The organism is Paenibacillus sp. (assembly GCF_035645195.1).
Lineage (GTDB): Bacteria > Bacillota > Bacilli > Paenibacillales > YIM-B00363 > Paenibacillus_AE.
The window spans coordinates 1-17,070 of sequence record NZ_DASQNA010000046.1; the positions used below are offsets into that span (position 1 = coordinate 1).

At 58.8% G+C, this 17,070-nt stretch carries 19 protein-coding genes and 3 tRNA genes; 6 read left to right on the plus strand and 16 right to left on the minus strand.

Annotated elements, in window-relative coordinates; translation table 11 throughout:
• Positions 1-380 precede the first annotated feature (380 nt).
• Both VE009_RS25285 and VE009_RS25290 read right to left on the minus strand, forming a co-directional pair.
• Positions 381-453: transfer RNA gene (locus VE009_RS25285), tRNA-Val, on the minus strand.
• A gap of 43 nt (positions 454-496) precedes the next feature.
• Complete coding sequence (locus VE009_RS25290; protein WP_325012600.1) at positions 497-1,885, minus strand: Na+/H+ antiporter NhaC family protein; 1,389 nt, start codon at positions 1,883-1,885, stop codon at positions 497-499.
• 192 nt (positions 1,886-2,077) lie between these two features.
• On the opposite strand from VE009_RS25290, the gene VE009_RS25295 reads away from it, so the two are divergent.
• Complete coding sequence (locus tag VE009_RS25295) at positions 2,078-3,052, plus strand: S-layer homology domain-containing protein (RefSeq protein WP_325012602.1); 975 nt, start codon at positions 2,078-2,080, stop codon at positions 3,050-3,052.
• A gap of 38 nt (positions 3,053-3,090) precedes the next feature.
• Here the strand turns inward: VE009_RS25295 and VE009_RS25300 are convergent, their stop codons facing one another.
• Positions 3,091-3,492 (minus strand): thiol-disulfide oxidoreductase DCC family protein, encoded by a 402-nt coding sequence (locus VE009_RS25300; RefSeq protein ID WP_325012604.1) that lies wholly within the window; start codon positions 3,490-3,492, stop codon positions 3,091-3,093.
• Positions 3,493-3,604: 112 nt separating this feature from the next.
• Here VE009_RS25300 and VE009_RS25305 point away from each other — a divergent pair, with 112 nt between their 5' ends.
• Genes VE009_RS25305 through VE009_RS25320 form a run of 4 tightly spaced genes read left to right on the plus strand, consistent with a single transcriptional unit; the run spans position 3,605 to position 4,438 of the window.
• Complete coding sequence (locus VE009_RS25305) at positions 3,605-3,823, plus strand: hypothetical protein (RefSeq protein WP_325012606.1); 219 nt, start codon at positions 3,605-3,607, stop codon at positions 3,821-3,823.
• A 32-nt stretch (positions 3,824-3,855) separates the two neighbouring features.
• Entirely contained in the window at positions 3,856-4,044 is a 189-nt protein-coding gene (locus VE009_RS25310) for a hypothetical protein (protein WP_325012608.1), read from the plus strand.
• Between the two features lie 44 nt (positions 4,045-4,088).
• Positions 4,089-4,256 (plus strand): hypothetical protein, encoded by a 168-nt coding sequence (locus VE009_RS25315; protein ID WP_325012610.1) that lies wholly within the window; start codon positions 4,089-4,091, stop codon positions 4,254-4,256.
• Between the two features lie 26 nt (positions 4,257-4,282).
• Positions 4,283-4,438: a hypothetical protein gene (locus VE009_RS25320; RefSeq protein WP_325012612.1), complete on the plus strand. Its 156-nt coding sequence runs from the start codon at positions 4,283-4,285 to the stop codon at positions 4,436-4,438.
• 346 nt (positions 4,439-4,784) lie between these two features.
• Here the strand turns inward: VE009_RS25320 and VE009_RS25325 are convergent, their stop codons facing one another.
• The 6 genes from VE009_RS25325 to VE009_RS25350 form a co-directional block, all read right to left on the minus strand.
• Positions 4,785-5,738 carry a magnesium transporter CorA family protein gene (locus VE009_RS25325; protein ID WP_325012614.1) on the minus strand — a complete coding sequence of 318 codons (954 nt, stop codon included), beginning with the start codon at positions 5,736-5,738 and terminating at the stop codon, positions 4,785-4,787.
• A gap of 135 nt (positions 5,739-5,873) precedes the next feature.
• Complete coding sequence (locus VE009_RS25330) at positions 5,874-6,428, minus strand: hypothetical protein (RefSeq protein WP_325012616.1); 555 nt, start codon at positions 6,426-6,428, stop codon at positions 5,874-5,876.
• 161 nt (positions 6,429-6,589) lie between these two features.
• Positions 6,590-6,663 (minus strand) — tRNA-Ile (locus VE009_RS25335).
• 11 nt (positions 6,664-6,674) lie between these two features.
• Positions 6,675-6,751: transfer RNA gene (locus VE009_RS25340), tRNA-Met, on the minus strand.
• A gap of 72 nt (positions 6,752-6,823) precedes the next feature.
• A complete protein-coding gene (locus VE009_RS25345; protein WP_325012618.1) occupies positions 6,824-6,988 on the minus strand; it encodes a hypothetical protein in 165 nt (54 codons plus the stop codon).
• A gap of 79 nt (positions 6,989-7,067) precedes the next feature.
• Positions 7,068-7,616 (minus strand): phosphatidylglycerophosphatase A, encoded by a 549-nt coding sequence (locus VE009_RS25350; protein ID WP_325012620.1) that lies wholly within the window; start codon positions 7,614-7,616, stop codon positions 7,068-7,070.
• A 117-nt stretch (positions 7,617-7,733) separates the two neighbouring features.
• Between VE009_RS25350 and VE009_RS25355 the strand changes: the two genes are divergently transcribed.
• Entirely contained in the window at positions 7,734-8,249 is a 516-nt protein-coding gene (locus VE009_RS25355; RefSeq protein WP_325012623.1) for a 2'-5' RNA ligase family protein, read from the plus strand.
• A gap of 54 nt (positions 8,250-8,303) precedes the next feature.
• Here VE009_RS25355 and VE009_RS25360 read toward each other — a convergent pair whose 3' ends face one another.
• The 7 genes from VE009_RS25360 to VE009_RS25390 form a co-directional block, all read right to left on the minus strand.
• Positions 8,304-9,824: an ABC transporter substrate-binding protein gene (locus VE009_RS25360; RefSeq protein ID WP_325012625.1), complete on the minus strand. Its 1,521-nt coding sequence runs from the start codon at positions 9,822-9,824 to the stop codon at positions 8,304-8,306.
• Positions 9,821-10,714, minus strand: a complete 894-nt coding sequence (locus tag VE009_RS25365) for an ATP-binding cassette domain-containing protein (RefSeq protein WP_325012627.1) — start codon at positions 10,712-10,714, stop codon at positions 9,821-9,823. The genes VE009_RS25360 and VE009_RS25365 overlap by 4 nt, the downstream gene beginning before the upstream one ends.
• 3 nt (positions 10,715-10,717) lie before the next feature.
• Entirely contained in the window at positions 10,718-13,618 is a 2,901-nt protein-coding gene (locus VE009_RS25370) for an ABC transporter permease (protein ID WP_325012628.1), read from the minus strand.
• Complete coding sequence (locus VE009_RS25375; protein WP_325012630.1) at positions 13,618-14,721, minus strand: efflux RND transporter periplasmic adaptor subunit; 1,104 nt, start codon at positions 14,719-14,721, stop codon at positions 13,618-13,620. Before VE009_RS25375 ends, VE009_RS25370 begins: the two co-directional genes overlap by 1 nt.
• Positions 14,681-15,388, minus strand: a complete 708-nt coding sequence (locus VE009_RS25380; protein ID WP_325012632.1) for an ABC transporter ATP-binding protein — start codon at positions 15,386-15,388, stop codon at positions 14,681-14,683. Before VE009_RS25380 ends, VE009_RS25375 begins: the two co-directional genes overlap by 41 nt.
• A gap of 146 nt (positions 15,389-15,534) precedes the next feature.
• The gene (kduD, locus tag VE009_RS25385) at positions 15,535-16,293 is read right to left on the minus strand and encodes a 2-dehydro-3-deoxy-D-gluconate 5-dehydrogenase KduD (protein WP_325012634.1); all 759 of its coding nucleotides are present in this window, start codon (positions 16,291-16,293) and stop codon (positions 15,535-15,537) included.
• Complete coding sequence (locus VE009_RS25390) at positions 16,290-17,069, minus strand: DeoR/GlpR family DNA-binding transcription regulator (RefSeq protein ID WP_325012636.1); 780 nt, start codon at positions 17,067-17,069, stop codon at positions 16,290-16,292. The genes kduD and VE009_RS25390 overlap by 4 nt, the downstream gene beginning before the upstream one ends.
• Position 17,070: the final 1 nt, after the last annotated feature.

Sequence of the window (17,070 nt, forward strand, 5' to 3'; positions counted from 1 at the left end):
ATCAAACTCTCCAAAAAGGGTAGTTCGTCTATGCTCATTACAAGCTAGCTTTAAAACTTTGCTGTGATTGCTCACAGCGCGTATGCGCTCGTTGTTCAGTTTTCAAGGAGCAAGCTTGTCTTGCCTTCTTGCTTGTCCGATGCGTTTTTTCGCGACCGGAATTAGAATATATCACGAATCGGAACCGCGTTTCAACAGGTAATTGTTAACAGCTCGTTTCGACCGCCGCCGCAATCGGGCGGATTCATAATATACCACCGCAGGCGAGTCGACACAACCGCTGCTTTATGGCAACCTTACCAAAATACTGATAACGCTGCCCGAGGATCCGCAAAACAAAAACACCGCAAGGCCGAAGCCTTGCGGTGCTCTTCGTATTATGACCTGTAGTGGGCTCGAACCACTGACCCCCACCCTGTCAAGATGGTGCTCTCCCAGCTGAGCTAACAGGTCTCATATTCGCGCCTGCATTTCAGCGGCGACAAATATGATATTATCAGCTTTCGAGATGAGTGTCAACCGGTTTTCGATCAAAAATTTGTCCGGCCGTCGCCCGCCGCGTCAACGCGCTGTAGCCGAGCGTCAGCAGCGGCGGGAGCCATAGAAACAGCGCATACGGGGCGAACCGCTCCGGTGCGACGCCGACGATCGTGCCGCAAAGCACTGCGATCATGTTCCAAGGAACGAGCGCGGCGAGCAGCAGGCTGGTATCCGCGGTAACGCGGGCGAGCTGCTCGCGCGTAAAGCGCTCGGTCCATGCCGGGGCGAGGCTGCGCGCCGTCATCATGATCGGCAGCGTCTGCGTGCACGAGACAAGGCCGAGGCCGAGGCCGAACGCGCCGGCTCGAATCGTGACGCCGGGCAGCGTCGGATTGTCGCCGATGAGCCGCGCGGCGATCGGACGCACGATTCCCGTCTTCTCTAAGATGCCGTTATACGCGCCGGCCATGGCAATCAATAGGACCAGCTCGAACATGCTGGCGACGCCTTTGCCGCGGACGAGCTCGCCTTCGGCCGACATCGTCGGATAGCCGGCCCACAGCCAGCCGAGCCATTCCCCCGCCGCTCCTCCTTGCGTCGCGGCGCCGACGGCGATGCCGGACGCGATGCCGATCAAGAAGGCGTACCGCGTCCGGATGCGGAGCACGATGGCGGCCAGCAGCAGCAGCGGCGGCAAGGCGAGCAGCCAAGACGACGTATAGCCGCCGATCGCCGCCAGCTCCGCTCCCGCCGACGCGCCCTCGCCGGCTTCGCCCCAAGCGCCGAACCAATCGAACGCTGCGAAGACGGCGAGCGCGAGCGCGAACGCGGCGTACGTCGTCGGCTGCAGCAGGCGGTAGAGCGATCGCGGCGGCACTCCTGCGGAAGCGGCGACGAGCTGGTGCGCGCTCGACAGCGGCGACGTCCGGTCGCCGACGAACGCGCCCGAGACGAGCGCCCCGGCCATCAGCGGCAGCGGGACGCCGAGATGCGCCGCGATGCCCATCAGCGGAATGCCCGCTGCGCTCAACGTGCCCGTCGACGTGCCGAGCGTCATCGCGACGGCCGACGCGAATGCGAAGCCGAACGTCACGATCCACTCCGGGTGGAGCAAACGCAGCCCCGCATCGACCAAAAACGGGATGACCCCGCCCGCCGACCAAGCGGGAATGAGCAGCCCGACCAACAGTAAAATCCAAACGACTTCTTTCGTATGCGCGACGCCCTCCCGCATCATTCCCCACAACGCGCGCGCATTCGGCGCCGCTCCGGTGCGGAGAGCCATGGCGACGAGCGCCGTCAAACCGGCGGTAAAGCCCGCCGCGAGCGGCAATTCGCGAACGTAAGCGACTGCCAAACCGGCGACCGTCACGGCGACAACGACGATGAATTGCGACATCTTCATGATGACATTCCTCTTCCCCTGCAACAACCAACGGCGCTGCTACGTTTAATAGTCGACTATCGAGCTCACGATAGAAGTACCGAATTCCCAGAAAAATAGGCGCATCGCTCTCGCAACTTTGCGCCGGCATACGACGTTTAATAAGCACAATCAAAGACAAGGAAAATTTCATTAGAAGAAAGGTGAATCCAAATGAAGAAAACCTGGTTCGCGGCCGCGGCGGCCGCAGCAATCTTGACCGGCTCCCTCGCATCCGGCGCGCACGCGTTCAACGACCTCGAGGGCGTCGCCCATGCCGATAAGATCGTAGAAATGCGCGAACGCGGCATCGTCAGCGGCACCGGCAACAACAAATTCGCTCCGCACGAGAAGCTGTCCGCGCAAACCGCGCTTCCGCTCATTGTCAAGACGTTAAACCTCAGCCTCGCAGCGTACACGTTCATTAAAGAGCCGCAAGCGAGCGATTATTTTACCAAAATTCCGAACGACGCCTGGTATGCCGAAGCGTTCGTCATCGCGCAAGTGAACGGTTTGCCGATCGATAAGGACATCATTCCGAACGAGCCGGTCACCCGCGAGCAATTCGTCCACTGGCTCATGCACGGTTTGCAGAAAACCGGCGAATATGCGTTTACCGAGATCTATTACACGCTGAAAGACGAAAAACAAGTTTCCGAAGGCTTTATGAATTCGATCCAAACCGCGCTCAACGGCGGCATCGTCGAACTGAACCAAGACCAAGCGTTCCGCCCGCAGGAGCCGATCACCCGCGCGGAAGCCGTCGTCATGGCCCGCAACGCGCTGAAGATCGTCGAGAGCCAACAGCAGCCGCCTCGCCAAGATCCGATCCAAAGCGGCGAAGTGAACGTTTCGAAAGTCAAGGTGAACGCGGATATCCAAAAAATCGTGCTCGACATGGGCGAAAAGCCGCATCCGGGCTGGAAGATCGCCATCGTCGGCATCGATTTTACCGGCGAGTCGTCCGCGGTCGTGCGCTACAGCGTGCAATACCCGGATCCGGCCGCGCTGTATCCGATGGTCATCTCGTATCCGAAGGCGGCAACGTACCTTAGCTCCGCCATTACCGACATTCGATACGAGCACGTGCTTACGGACGCGGGCGCGGTCGACCCCGATACGCCGGTCTCCAGCGGTCCAGCCAACTAAACTCCCCGCCTGCGCTCCTGAAGGAGCGCAGGTTTTTTTTACGTTAAGAACTTATCCCGATATTCCGGCCGCATCAACATGCAGCGCTCGCTTTTGCCGAACCACCGGTACCGGTTGCGGGCTACGAACGTATAGAGCGGATCCCGAAGCGGACGCGGGACGATCCGGAGCGCGGACAACAGCGGCCATCCTGCGTTCAAATGCTTCATTAAACGGAGGGCGCCCTCCGACCGCGTATACGCGCGATCCCCTTCGATCAAGACGAACGTATCCAGCGCATCCCCGGACAATCCGTGCGCGGCGAGCAGACGCCGGCCGGCATCCGACTGCTGCGCGGCGTACCGCAGGCGGCCTCCGCGGTTGCGAACGATCGTAAACTGCACGACCGCGTTACACATATTGCACTCCCCGTCGTATAACACAATCGCGTGCTGCTTCATCGAGTTCACCGCCGTTCAACGTTTCCCTCTATTATAACGACTTTCCCATGGTATAAAAAAGCGTTCGTTGCAAACCCTAACCTTACATTGCAAACAAAGGAGGATTCCACCAATGATGACGATGAAACGTTGGGCGGCGGGTGCCGCGGCTGCGGCGCTTGCGCTCGGCCTTACGGCATGCGGGGGCGACGGCATGCGCCAGGAAATGCAGCAGGAGCGCCAAGAAGACATCATCGACGAGCGCGAAGACGAGCAGCTCAATACGCCGGGCACCGAATATCAGCAAGAGCAGCGCGAGGACCGGATGGATGAAACGGAGGATGAACGATAACGAATCGTTCGCTGTATAGGAGGGCTTTCGTCATGGAAAAAGAGCTGCGGGAGCAAACCGCGTTCGAAACCGGGGGCATTCCCACGCCGGCCGGACAAGAGCATATGGGTGCTACGGACGGTCTCGCCGGTGCGGTGGAGGGCATTATGGACAACATCGAAGCCTCCTTCGCGGACGGCAAACCCGATGCGAAGTCCGCCGAAAAGCGGAAAAACTCCTAAGCCGGCGCCGATGCGTTACGACCTAACGAGATAGGAGGCAAATCATGAGCAACCGAATCGAGTCGATCCGCGCCGATCAGCAAAACTTCCGGGATAAAACGGAAGACGAAGTGAAAGCCGTCCCGGCCTCGACGAACAAGGACGATGCCGTGGAAGCTATTACGGCGCACATCAACAAATACGACGAGCCGGAAGAAGACGAGCGGGACTAATCCGCGCGGCGAGCGAGGTGATTTCGATGGCTGGCAAGCCCATTAAGGATGGAGAAGACGACCAAATCATGAACAACCGTCCGCCGGATTTGCGCAACGACTACGGCATCCCCGACGAAGAAGACCGTTTGGACCGGGAATTGATGCCCGACGCCGGAACGGACACGAAGGCCAAAAAATAAGCGGGCCGCAAACGAACGGCAGGATCGACGGATCCTGCCGTTTTCGTTCGTATTCAAGCGACCCCCGCAAACCGCCGCCTGTCTCCGAAGGTTGTACAAGACGAATATTCAGAAAATTTATTCGGAGGTGCACTTCTTGTGAACGCGTTCTGCGTTTATTGCCGGCAATTGGTCCGACATGAGGAGGCATATCTCGTGTTTAAAACCGGTTTTTTCCGGAAAAGTCTTCCCCTATGCGTTTGCGTCCCTTGCCGTTCCGTGTCCGAGGCCGCTTCCGCGATCGGCTCGGAGCCCGCAGGGAAACCTCGCGCTCAAAACAATGTAGCCGTATGAATCATGCCTCGCATCACGGTCGGTCCCGTGCCTTCGCGCGAAGCAAATTTTCCGTCCAGCCTTGTCTTTTCAAATACCAGTAAATGACCCCCATAAATAGGAAAATGACAGCCAACGAGGCGAAATATCCCCACTTCCAGTCGGTTTCCGGCATGTACGAAAAATTCATACCCCAGATCGCCCCTAGCGCCGTCATCGGCGTTAGCAGCACCGTAAACACGGTCAACGTCTTCATGATGTCATTGGAACGATAATTGATCGTCATCTCGTCCAGCTTAAGCAGCGAATCGATCTCGCTTTCGTATTCGTCCTGCAGCATTTGCGCTCGTTCCAGACGCAGCCGGTACACCGAGAACGCTTCGCCGCTCCGCGCGTCGCGGAACGTCTCTTCGGCCGCGAAACGAATTTCGTTGAGCGGAATGAGCTGCGCGTTCCAGTGGAGCAGATCATAACGCAAATCCATAATGAACTGGAATAAATGCCCGCCGTTCGTATCTCTCATTTGCGATTTGGCTCGCGTCAATTGCCGTTCGAACCGATCCATCCAATCGAAGTACCGCTCGACGGCCAGCGACAGCACGAATAAGAGGGCATCGATGGGGGTTTCGCTTGCGAGGAGCCTCGTTCGGAACCGTTCTTCCCGCATCGTCCCGATAAAAAAACGCGACAACCCGGCCGTCACAAGCTCGCCGTTCGTCGCGAGGTAACGCAGGCCGTGCTTCGTCTCTTCGTCCCGCGGATCGGAGACGAGCACGAGGGTGCCGTGCAGCCTCGGAGCGCCCTCGTCGTACGCCGCGGTGCGCACCCGGTTGCGATCGGCGATGCGCCCTTGCTCGAGCCATTCGCGCAGCTCGGAGCGGAGCGAATCGTCCCCTTTGCCAGCCGTACCGTTCCCCGCCCGCGCCGCATCGTCCGCATCGTACCATACCCAGCGACCGTTGGCGCTGCGCGTCGAAGCTGCGTCCATCCTTCCGTTCCCCCTTGACGGCGTCATCGTCTTAGCCTTTCCACAACGATCGCCGGGCTATTCCCCGCGCCAACGCAGAAACCCCGCCGCGATGGCGCTGTAGGCGCCTCGTCGACGAGGTTTCCTCGGTAACATTTACTGGTTCGCTACGGCTTGTCGGACCGCTTCGATTTCCGCTCTCGAAAATTTGGAGAACGCGATTTGTTTCAATTCCTGCTTTTCTTCGCTCGTTAACCCGTCGCTGGCCATTTTGCGGAACCGGTTAATTTCGGAGGCCGAGAACCGGCTCATCGCGAATTTCACGGCATCCTCTTTGCTTTTGAACGACGGTGCGGCCTCTGCGCTCTTCGGTTCGGCGGACTGATCGTTCGCGGACGTGCTGCCGCCGGTCGCCGAAACGGCGCCGGACGTCTCCTTTTGGCTGCTCGCCTCGGCGCCCGCCCCGGCGCTCGCCTCGCCGCTCGCCTTGCCGCTCGCGTTGCCCTCCGCAGCGGGGGCCTCGGATTCGCTGCCAGCTATCGGAACTACCGGAAGATCCGCTTCGAGCTCCTCGATCATGGCGAACGTTTCGTCCGAAAGCTGCTCCGCGATTTTTTCCGCCGCCAGATCTATTGCATATTGATAACCTATGTACCCCCCAGCCGTTAACAGAACGGCGGTCGCGCCGATAATGATCAACCGCTTTTTCAAGTCGTCTCCCACCTTAGCTATTCTTTCATCTATTGTACTATAAACCATTGATACGATAAACGAAACCACGAAAAAACCCGCCGTCGGGAGCGAATTTCTCGCGCCTGACAGCGGGTCGTATGATGCCGAATTCCCTTGCGGGACAAGGCTGTACGGGTTAGTGGGCCCTACAGGACTCGAACCTGTGACCAATCGGTTATGAGCCGACCGCTCTAACCAACTGAGCTAAAGGCCCGTACGATAAATTGGTTGCGGGGACAGGATTTGAACCTGCGACCTTCGGGTTATGAGCCCGACGAGCTACCGGACTGCTCCACCCCGCGCCGTTAAAATAAAGCGAAGCAAATACTAATATAATAGATCGAAGTATATGTTGTCAAGATTACAATGCCCGATTACAGCAAATATCGTACGCCGTAGCGGCCTTTTTTCGAGCAATAAATTTCTACGATTTGAGGGCATTCGTATCCGTAAATCCACCAGTCCTCTTCCATGCGTTTCGCCAAGCAGCTGGCCTGGAATTTCGTGTTGTACAGCCGGCCCCAGTATACCCATGCCATCCGAACACCGCTCCTTCGCAAAGAATTGTGTTCTAAGGATGCCCCCGGGGCCGCGGTTCCATTCATCGCTACGCCAGGATTACTCTTCCAAGGCAGCGGCAGCGGCCGCTTCCGCATCCGCGATCCGCTCTTCTTCGTCGCGCGCTCGGTGAGCGATGCGCCCGGCCGCGGACGCAGCGACGCTGGCGACGAGATCGTCCAAGAACGTATGGACGCCTTGCCCGATTTTCGTATCCAATTTTTTAATGATTCCTATTTTATGCTTGTCGAGATGACCGAACGTCGTCACAGCGATGCTGCCGTACCCGAGGACGGATCCTAACGCGAGCGTTTCGTCGCAGCCGAACAGCCCCTCGTCGGAACGCACTAGCGACAGCAGCGGCTCGGACAGCTTTCCTTGCTCCGCCAGCTCGTCGAGCTCGATGCCGACCAGCAGGGCATGCTGCATTTCCCGCTTCTCGAGCACTTTGGCGACGCTTTCCAAACAAGCTTCAAGCTGCAGCGCCGGATGGTACGGCTTTTGCATCTCCAGGACGATTTCCGCGATATCCTCCAAACGAACGCCGCGGAGCGCCAGTTTCTCTAATACCGCTTCATGAATGATACGGCTGTGGACCTGTTTCCCCATGCTGTCGTCCTCCTCTCAACCTCGCTCCATTATACCATGGGGCAAAAAATTTCTCCTTATGAAAGGATATGGATACGGTATAATAAAACATAACTACTTACGAAGGAGGCGGCCGTCATGAATTTCGGCATCGTCATCTTCCCTCCCAAAGACGTACAGGACGCGGCCAACAGCTATCGGAAACGATTCGACCCCCATTACAGCCTCATTCCACCGCACCTGACGCTTCGGGAGGCGGAGCCGTGGGATCCGCCGACGCTCGAGCAGGCCGTGGAGCACTTGAACGCCGTCGCCGAGGAACTTTCGCCCGCGGAAGTCACGCTGAACCGGTTTTCGACGTTCTACCCGGTGGCGAACGTCGTGTACATGGCGCTCGAGAACCCCGATCCGCTCATCCGCATGCACGAAGCGATATGCCGCGGCCCATTGAAGCCCAGGGAGTCGAAATACAACTTCACGCCGCATCTGACGGTTGCCCAGAACATCGGCAACGATGAGATGCACGACATTTACGCGAGCCTCAGGCCGAAGCCGCTGTCGCTTTCGTTCCGGGTCGACCGCATTCACCTGCTGTACCAAACGGAGAACGGCGCCTGGACCGCGCATCAATCGTTTATGTTGAAGAGCAACTAATCATAAAGAGGACGCGACGGCATATCGCCCGCGTCCTCTTTCGTTCCGCCTGAATTATTCCGCCTTCACTTCGACCGCTTCTTCGGTATCGATCGGCATCGGCATGCCCGGCTCGCCGAAGTTCGGCTGGAAGTTCGGATCCTCGCGCATTTGCTGCAGCATCGCGTCGCCTTCCGTTTGCCATTCCTTCAGTGCCTGACGCACTTCCTTCTTGCCGTCTAGCACCTCTTGGAACTTTTGCTGACCGATTTGGTGAACCATATAGATGTTCGGATATTTCCGATAAATTTCGGATTCGTCCAACACTGGAGCCGGCTTCAACTGATAGAACGCCTCGATGTTGTATTCGAGCCCTTCCTTCGGCTGCAGGTAGTTCTTGTTCGCGACGAGGGTGCCTTGGCTGCGCGACTTCAGACGCGCCCAATCGTCGCCGTTGACGAACTTCACGAACTCCCATGCGTCTTTTTGGTTTTGCGCCTTCGCGTTGATGCCCATCATGCCCTGCAAATAAATTTGTCCGCCGATGCCCGGCGCGTCCTCATGCGTCGGCAGCGTCACGACGTCCCAATCGATTGGGTCGAGCCGATCGTCCGTTTCCGCTTGGCGGTTGGCGTTAATGAGTTCGTTAATATAATAATAGCTGGAGATCGCCATCGCCGTGCGGCCCGACAAGAAGTTATCCCATTCGAACGGACCCGGCTGCCGGTTATTTTGCTGTTCGAAATTCGGCGGTCCCGGAATGATCTGCTGCTCGCGCAAGTCGACCACCGTTTTCCATACGTTCTCCCACTGGTCCGTGTCGACCGTCATTTTGTCGCCGGACGGGTCGAAGTAGCTAAGCTGCAGCGGCTGCGTATACAGCTGCATTTCGTAGAACGAATCCCCGCCTTGGTACGTCGAGAACGAGAAGCCGTACTTCTGGTTTTCTCCCTCGCCGCCGGACAATTGACGAGCCAAGTCGAACACTTGATTCCACGTCATGCCGTCCGTCGGGAACGGTACGCCTTTCTCTGTAAAGATCGCTTTGTTGTAAAACAGCGCCGACGAGCTGAACAACGGAGCGAGGGCGTACAGCTTGCCGTCCGGAGCCGCTTCTTTGATGCCTTCGAGTACGGTCGGAACGATTTTCGACGTGTCGAATTTGTCGGCCGTAATGAGCGGATCGAGCGGCATCAGCAGGTTCTCGTTCACGAGATCGGGCAAATTGTTGAACTCGATCATGACGAGGTCGGGCGGGTTATCGCCCTGCATCAGCTTCTTTAACTCTTCCATCGGATTCGGCTGTTCTTGCGGCGTCGTTCCGTCGGAATAACGGAATTTGCTGTAGTCGACCGCAGGAACGACTTCGATTTTGACGTTCGGGTTCGAGAATTCATAGAGTTCCGTAAATTGCTGCCGGAACCACTGATCGTCGTCGCCATAGCCTTGCAGCGTAGCGATGCGAAGCACGCGCTCCGTATCGTCCGACGGGGTCTCTCCTTGCGAGCAGGCGGCGAGCGTCGACATGCCGACCGCCGCGGTCAGCGTGACGGCCATGGTGCGGGCCATTTTCGATGTGCGTGTTGAAAGCTTCATGCTTTCCCCTCCAATGATTTTGGTGCTTGAATAATGATTTTCTCCCCGTCGAACTCGAGGGACGCTTTGTTCCCGATTCCGAGCGCCTCCAGGTATTCCTTCGGAATTTGCAAACGACCGGCGCGATCGATGACCACATACGCCTCGTGTTCCTCTTTCACCGTACGTCTTCCGACGGTTTCGCTATTATAGACGGCGGAATCGAGCTCAGGGTTGCGCTTAATAAATTCCGTGCTCGTTAAACCGTCGCGAATCGCGACGACCCGGTCCACTTTGCCCGCCAGCTCGAGATCGTGCGTCACGATGACGATCGTGACGCCGAATTCCCGGTTGAACGAACGGAATATGTCCATGATCCGATCCGACGTCGCCGAATCGACGGAACCGGTCGGTTCGTCCGCCAGCAGCAGCGAAGGCCGATTAGCGAGCGAAATCGCGATGGCCACCCGCTGCTGCTCGCCGCCCGACAGCTGATGCAGCTTGTTGTTCATGCGGTCTTTGAGACCGACCATCTCGAGCAGCTGCTTCGCGTACGGGCGGTCCAGCTTGCCGCCGAGCATCATCGGCATTTCGACGTTTTCCAAGGCGGTCAAGTATGGAAGCAGGTTCCGGGCGTTGTTCTGCCACACGAACCCGACCGTACGCCGTTTGTACTCGACGAGCTGCTCGTCGCTGATTTTCAGCAAGTCCCATTCGCCGACCCGGACCGTGCCGGCCGAAGGGCGATCGAGCCCGCCCAGGATGTTCATGAACGTCGATTTGCCGCTGCCGGAGTTGCCGATGATCGCCATCATTTCCCCGCGATCCACCGTCAGGTTAAGCCCCTGCAGCGCGACGACTTCGACTTCGTCCGTTTTGTAAATTTTCACGAGCCCTTCGCAAGTGATCATCGGTTATCGCTCCTCTCCGAGTTTCACCGCTTGGTGCACCCGCAGCCTGCGAATATGCGTCAGGAGCAAGCCCGCGCCGAGCACGATCATCACGACGACGACGCCGTACAGCTGCAGCGTGTCCCCCGCCGAGAAGACGACGCGGAACGGCGGCACCTGACTCGCGGCGCTCTCCGTCGTCTGCAGGAACGGCAGGAACAACAAGCTCGCAAGCCGCCCGATCGAAAGGCCGAGCACGATGGAGAGGCCGGCGGTGAACGCTTGCTCCAGCAGCAGCATGCCGGTGAGCCCTTTCCGGGACAGCCCCATCGCCCGCAGGACGCCGAACTGCACGACCCGGCTCGACAGGTTGAAAAACCAGTACAGCACATAGCCGATCAGCGAGATCGCCACCGAGACGAGAAAGCCGAGGCTCAAAATGCCGAACACGCCGCCGCGCGCCGGGTGACGCTGCTGGACGATCAGTTCGTTGCGCACGTCCTTCACCGAGGCGATGCCGATGCCCTTTTCTTGGAGCGTCTCGACGATCGGCGTCACTCGCGCGCCATCTTCCATGTCCAGCCACACCTCGTACGGGATGAGCGGGATCTGATCGTAAATGTAGTCGATATTCGCGATGTAAAACGGCGTTTCGTCCGGGTACTGCGAAGGCCAATACGGCAGTATGCCGACAACGATGAATTCGATCAACTGCCCTTGAATGCTGATGTTCGCCAAATCGCCCGGCTTTAACTGATACCTGTCGGCGACCTTCTGCGGAATGATGAGCGCCTGCTCGAAATCTCCCATCAAATCAAGGTATAAGTACGGGTGCACCGGGTACAAATCGCTTCGCCACCATGCGACCTCGGCGAACTTGTCGTTTTCGATGCCCATCACTTTGCCTTGGCCGATCGATTTGCCGGAGACGACGACGTTGCCTCTCGTCTGGAGCACGCGCGACGCTTGCACGACGCCGGGCAGCTCGCGAAACACCTCGAACGGCGGCTCGATGTAGAACACCTGCTGCGCCGGAGGCGCCCCTCCGCCAGGCTGGCCTCCGCCGCCCCCCGGTTGGCCGCCGGGCTGTCCTCCCGGCTGACCGCCCGGTTGACCGCCGGGCTGCCCGCCCGGGTTTTGCTGCGGCGGCGGCCCGCTCGACTCGACGAAGCCTTCCCACACCGTTTGGATAATGACGTCCGTCCCGTATTGGTACAGCGTGCGTTCGGTCGAGTTGAGATCGATCGTTCGCGCCGCAGCGGAGTTGTACATGCCTAGACCGAGCGTCAAAATGAGCAGCAGCATCAGCGGATAGTACGACTTCGACGAACGGGACAGCTGCGCCAAAGTCAGATACAGCGGCACCGGCAAGTACGACCGTCCAAGCCAATTCATAAGCCGCAAAATAAGCGGGAAGATGCGCAAACAGAACAGGCCGACCGAGAAAATCGCGAGCGCCGGCACGAAAAACAGCGTCGGCTGCACCTGCAGCTGATCCGCGGTCAATCCCGTCTGCATCGAAATCATTTGCCGTTCGCGGAACAAATACCAGCCGTAGCCGGCGACGCCGATCAGGACGACGTCCAAGTAAAACCGCTGCCAGATCGGCGGCTTGTTAGCCCTTGCCATCTGCTGCTTGAGGCCGACGATGGAGGATCGCGCGGTTTGAATCGCCGGCAGGACGGTCGACACGATCGCGATCAGCACCGCCGCGGCGCCGTACAGCATCGCGTCCAACCCGAAGCCGACAGGGATCGACTTGCGATCGACGAACGTCAGGAAGCCGCTGGCCGAGCCAATGCTTTTCGCCATGAACCAGCCGAGCAGCGGACCGAGCACGAGCGCGATGCCGCCCAAAATGAGACCTTCGAGCACATACATCCAAATGATTTGCTTCGTTCCGGCCCCGCGGCTTCGCAGCACGGCGATGTCGCTTTTCTGCCGGTCCAGCGCCTGCTTGGCGTTCATCGATATGTAATAGAACACCATCGCGATCATCGGCGCCGCGAGCGTGAACAGCAGCAGTTGAAGCTGCAGGCTTTGGGAGCGGAACTCCCGCAGCATGTCTTGGAACGTGATGTCGACCTGCGTCCCCTGCAGCCGCTGGTACAGCTCGATATCGAGCCGCGACAGCGCCGAAGACAGAAGCGCCAGATCGCTCGCTTGAATGTCGGAAAGATCGAACGCATAGTACCAAGTGGCCATATTGATCGCCAGCCCGCGCCGCTCGATCAATTCCTTCATCATGAGCTCTTCGTCGACGACGAGCGTGTTGACGAGCCCTTCGAGACCTTGATACCAATATGGGCTCGTATCGTCCTTCGGCACGTATGTGCCGACGACTTTTACTCGGAACCGCTCCGTGCTGCCTTGGACGGGATAATAAAATTCGTCCCCGACCCGGAAATAATTGCGGAACGCGCCTTCCTCGAGCACCGCCGCTTCGATGACGCCGTCGACGATTTGGGAAGAAGGGAACCGTCCGTTAACGATTTCCGCGTTCCCCTCGAATTCGCTCATCGACGTGAGCGTCATTTGGCGGCGCTTGCTCGGGTCGACCGTCTGCGGATCGACGACGGCGAGCTGCGTCCCCCGGATCGACACCGTCTGCACGTAGGCGGCGAACGGAAAGCCGACCCGGCTCGGAATATCTTCCTCGATAAACTGCTTCACGTCCCCGAATGCGGTCAAATCCGCCTTGCCGCTGCCCACGGCTTGGTACCGCATCAGCAGCGATCCGGCCGGGAACCCGTCGCTTCGCTCCTTCAGCGAAGCGGAGACGACGCGTTTCAGCGCGCCGTCCGTATACATCGGGATGCTGGTCGTGAACGCGACCGCGACGACGAGCCCGATAAGCGTCGAGATCGTCAGCCAGCGGGTATTCCACATTTTGCGATACAGAAACCGAAGCAAAAGGAGACCCATCAGCGACCCACTACTTTCTGCCCGGGCTCGAGTCCCTTCACGATTTCCACTTGCGTGGACGTCTGCATGCCGACCTCGACGTCGATTTCGGCCTTATTGCCCTCCGCGTCAACCACCTGCACGTAGCTTCGCCCGTTATACGACCGCAGCGCGGCCGGCGGAATGACGATTGCGTTGTCCTTCCGGTTCGTAATGACCGACACGCTGAGCGGCGTCCCCCGCGTGACGCCTTCCGGCCACGTCTCGAGCTCGACGAGCAAGAACTGCTCGATCGATTCTTCCGCCGGTTGGTTCGGGTTGCCTCCGCCGTTGTTGTTGTCGCTAGTTTCGGTCGGCAGCCGATCGACTTTGCCTTTGAACTCGCCGGCCGAGTTGATGTTGACCACCGCGTCCATTCCGACGGCGATATCCTCCACATCGTCTTTGTCGAACTTAGCGGCCACGACGAGCTGCGTCAAATCGGCGAGCACCGCCACTTTGTCGTATGCCTTCACGGAGTCCCCTGGCTTCACGGCGACCGAAACGATCGTTCCCGCGAACGGAGCGGTCAATTGGGCGCCGGCGATCGATTCTTCCAGCTCGACCAGCTCCGTGCGCTTCATTTCGAAATCCACCTTCAGCGCTTCGAGCTCCTCCGGTTCGTATTCGTCTGATTTTCGGAGAATTTCGATCATGTTGAGCTCTTCTTTGCGAAACTCCAGCTTTTTGCGACGCAGCTCGCGCTGTTTGTCCGCCACGTCGAGCTCGGCGATGAGCGCCCCCGCTTCGACGGCTTGTCCCGTTTCCACGTACACGTCTTTCACGCGGAACGTATCGGCCGAAGCGCTGCCGTTCCCCTCGAAGAACAACGTTTCTTCTTTTAAAGACATCAGCTTCCCGATCGCCTGCACTTTCTGCTCGATCGTGCCGGTTTTCACTTCGTACGTCGGCTTTTCCGACAGCTTCGGCGGCGTGATGACGGGGAGCACTTCTTCTTCGTCTTCCTTCGGCAGCAGCGAGCAGCCGGAAGTTACCGCGAGCGCGACAGTGAGGCAAGCGGCAACCGCAACCCGCAAGGAACGGTTAGGACGCTTTGAATCGTCCGTCCACCATTTCGTAAACATGGTCGGCAACCTCCAAAATCGTAGGATCGTGTGTAGTCATGCAAATCGTTACGCGTTCCGACGCGATGATCTCCCGGAACACCGCCATCACCTGCGCGCCCATTTGGCTGTCGAGCTCCGCCGTCGGCTCGTCGGCCAGCAGCAGGGCGGGCCGATGGGCGATCGCCTTCGCGATCGCCACGCGCTGCTGCTCCCCGCCGGATAACTCGTACGGCCGGTGATCCGCCCGCTTCGTTAGCCCGACGAGCTCGAGACAGTGCGCGACGCGATTCTTCCACTCCGCGCGGGGCGTTCCGGCCATCCGCAAGGACAGCTCGACGTTCTCCCAAGCGGACAGAAGCGGCATCAAGGCGTACGTTTGGAAAATAAACCCGATATCCCTCCTGCGAATCGCCGTTCGTTCGTCGTCGTCGAGCTGGTGGAACGGATAGTTTCGAAACGTGATTTCGCCCTTCGTCGGCACGTCAAGCCCGCCCAGCATATTTAGAAGCGTCGTTTTCCCCGATCCGGAACGCCCTTTCAGCATGACGAGCTGATTCGGACGAAGCTCCATATCGATTCCCTTCAACACGTGGATCTTTTGCCCGCCGACCTGGAACGTCCGTTCCGCGCCGCGCACGGACAGCAGCGGGATTTCGGCCGGCTGCTCCGCAATATCCGCACTCATTCTCTCTCTTTCTCCTCCCCACGCCTATTGCACTACATCTAAGACGCAGCGTATACCCAAAAAGTTACACCTGATTAAAAAAATTGACCGGAAGCAAAAAAAGGACGTCCGAAGACGCCCTTTGCTCGTGTTTTCGTATTTTGATTTTAACGCGTCATCCAACCGCCGTCTACGCAAAGTACGTGGCCGCTCATATAATCCGAGGCGCCCGACGCGAGGAAAACGACAGGACCCTTCAAGTCCTCCGGCGTTCCCCAACGCCCCGCCGGAATGCGCTCCAAAATTTGCCGATTGCGCGTCTCGTCGTTGCGCAGCGCTTCGGTATTGTCGGTGGACATATACCCGGGCGCGATAGCGTTCACGTTGATGCCCTTGCCCGCCCATTCGTTCGCGAGCGCCTTCGTGAGGCCCGCCACGGCATGCTTGCTCGCCGTATAGCCAGGCACAGTGATACCGCCTTGGAACGAAAGCATCGAAGCGATGTTGATAATTTTGCCGCCGCCCTGCTTCAGCATTTCGCGACCGAACGACTGGCACAGCAAGAAGACGGAGTTCAAGTTGACGTCAAGCACCTCTTGCCAGTCGGCGTACGGATGATCCGCCGCCGGCGCCCGGCGAATGATGCCGGCGTTATTCACGAGAATATCCGCTTTGCCAAACGCTTTAAGCGTCTCTTGTACGACGCTGGACGCCCCCGCCTCGGTCGAAAGATCGGCTTGTACGACGACCGCCTTCCGCCCGAGCGCCTCCACCTTGCTTACCGTTTCGTCGGGCGCCGTCCGGTTGACGACGAGCGCGACGTCCGCGCCCGCTTCCGCCAGTCCGAGCGCCAACCCTTGTCCGAGGCCGCGACCGGCTCCCGTGACGACGGCGACCCGACCCGATAAATCAAACAAAGAACTCATGCATGTTCCTCCTCTTCCGAATGACCCGCATCGACGACGACTCCGCGTTCCCGATATTCGGCCGCGACTTCCGGCGGGAGCCTTTCGTCCGTAAAAATCGTATCGATTTCCGACAGCTGCGCGAACGTGACGAGGGCGCTTCGACCGAATTTACTACGATCGGCTACGCAATGCACGACGCGCGAGCTTTCGACCAGCGCCCGTTTCATCGGGAGCTGCGCGCCCGTGAAAATCGTAAGGCCGAACGCCGGATGTATGCCCGTAGCCGACATGAACGCCTTATGGATGTTGACGCTGCGGATAAAGTCGACCGCCTCCGGCCCGACCAGCAAATTCATCTCGCGGTATCCCCCGGGAACGACGAGCCGAATTCGATCCTTCCGGGCGAGCTCCGCGATAATGAACAGATCGTTCGTAATTACCGTCAGCGGTTCGTTCGGGAGCAGCTTCGCCATTTCCAGCGTCGTGCTTCCCCCGTCCAACGCCACGATTTCCTCGGGCTGGATCGACTGCACCGCGCGCGCGGCGATGCGCTGCTTCTCGTGCGGAAATTTATTGTTTTGCGCCGGCGTCGGCAGCAGCGGCTCTTCATGGTCCGAGATCGCTACCGCCCCGCCGTGAATGCGGCGGAGCAGCCCCTTCTCCTCAAGCTTCTCCAAGTCTTCGCGGACCGTTTTCTCCGTGACGCCGAGCTCCGCGCTGAGCTCCGATACGCGGACGGTCCGTTCGCGTTCCAGCCTTCGCAAGATACGCTCATGACGTTGTACGGCCAGCATG

Coding starts and splice junctions, on each gene's coding strand:
- VE009_RS25290 (WP_325012600.1), bottom strand. CDS start 1,885: ATGAAGATGTCGCAATTCATCGTCGTTGTCGCCGTGACGGTCGCCGGT.
- VE009_RS25295 (WP_325012602.1), top strand. CDS start 2,078: ATGAAGAAAACCTGGTTCGCGGCCGCGGCGGCCGCAGCAATCTTGACC.
- VE009_RS25300 (WP_325012604.1), bottom strand. CDS start 3,492: ATGAAGCAGCACGCGATTGTGTTATACGACGGGGAGTGCAATATGTGT.
- VE009_RS25305 (WP_325012606.1), top strand. CDS start 3,605: ATGATGACGATGAAACGTTGGGCGGCGGGTGCCGCGGCTGCGGCGCTT.
- VE009_RS25310 (WP_325012608.1), top strand. CDS start 3,856: ATGGAAAAAGAGCTGCGGGAGCAAACCGCGTTCGAAACCGGGGGCATT.
- VE009_RS25315 (WP_325012610.1), top strand. CDS start 4,089: ATGAGCAACCGAATCGAGTCGATCCGCGCCGATCAGCAAAACTTCCGG.
- VE009_RS25320 (WP_325012612.1), top strand. CDS start 4,283: ATGGCTGGCAAGCCCATTAAGGATGGAGAAGACGACCAAATCATGAAC.
- VE009_RS25325 (WP_325012614.1), bottom strand. CDS start 5,738: ATGGACGCAGCTTCGACGCGCAGCGCCAACGGTCGCTGGGTATGGTAC.
- VE009_RS25345 (WP_325012618.1), bottom strand. CDS start 6,988: ATGGCATGGGTATACTGGGGCCGGCTGTACAACACGAAATTCCAGGCC.
- VE009_RS25350 (WP_325012620.1), bottom strand. CDS start 7,616: ATGGGGAAACAGGTCCACAGCCGTATCATTCATGAAGCGGTATTAGAG.
- VE009_RS25355 (WP_325012623.1), top strand. CDS start 7,734: ATGAATTTCGGCATCGTCATCTTCCCTCCCAAAGACGTACAGGACGCG.
- VE009_RS25360 (WP_325012625.1), bottom strand. CDS start 9,824: ATGAAGCTTTCAACACGCACATCGAAAATGGCCCGCACCATGGCCGTC.
- VE009_RS25365 (WP_325012627.1), bottom strand. CDS start 10,714: ATGATCACTTGCGAAGGGCTCGTGAAAATTTACAAAACGGACGAAGTC.
- VE009_RS25370 (WP_325012628.1), bottom strand. CDS start 13,618: ATGGGTCTCCTTTTGCTTCGGTTTCTGTATCGCAAAATGTGGAATACC.
- VE009_RS25375 (WP_325012630.1), bottom strand. CDS start 14,721: ATGTTTACGAAATGGTGGACGGACGATTCAAAGCGTCCTAACCGTTCC.
- VE009_RS25380 (WP_325012632.1), bottom strand. CDS start 15,388: ATGAGTGCGGATATTGCGGAGCAGCCGGCCGAAATCCCGCTGCTGTCC.
- kduD (WP_325012634.1), bottom strand. CDS start 16,293: ATGAGTTCTTTGTTTGATTTATCGGGTCGGGTCGCCGTCGTCACGGGA.
- VE009_RS25390 (WP_325012636.1), bottom strand. CDS start 17,069: ATGCTGGCCGTACAACGTCATGAGCGTATCTTGCGAAGGCTGGAACGC.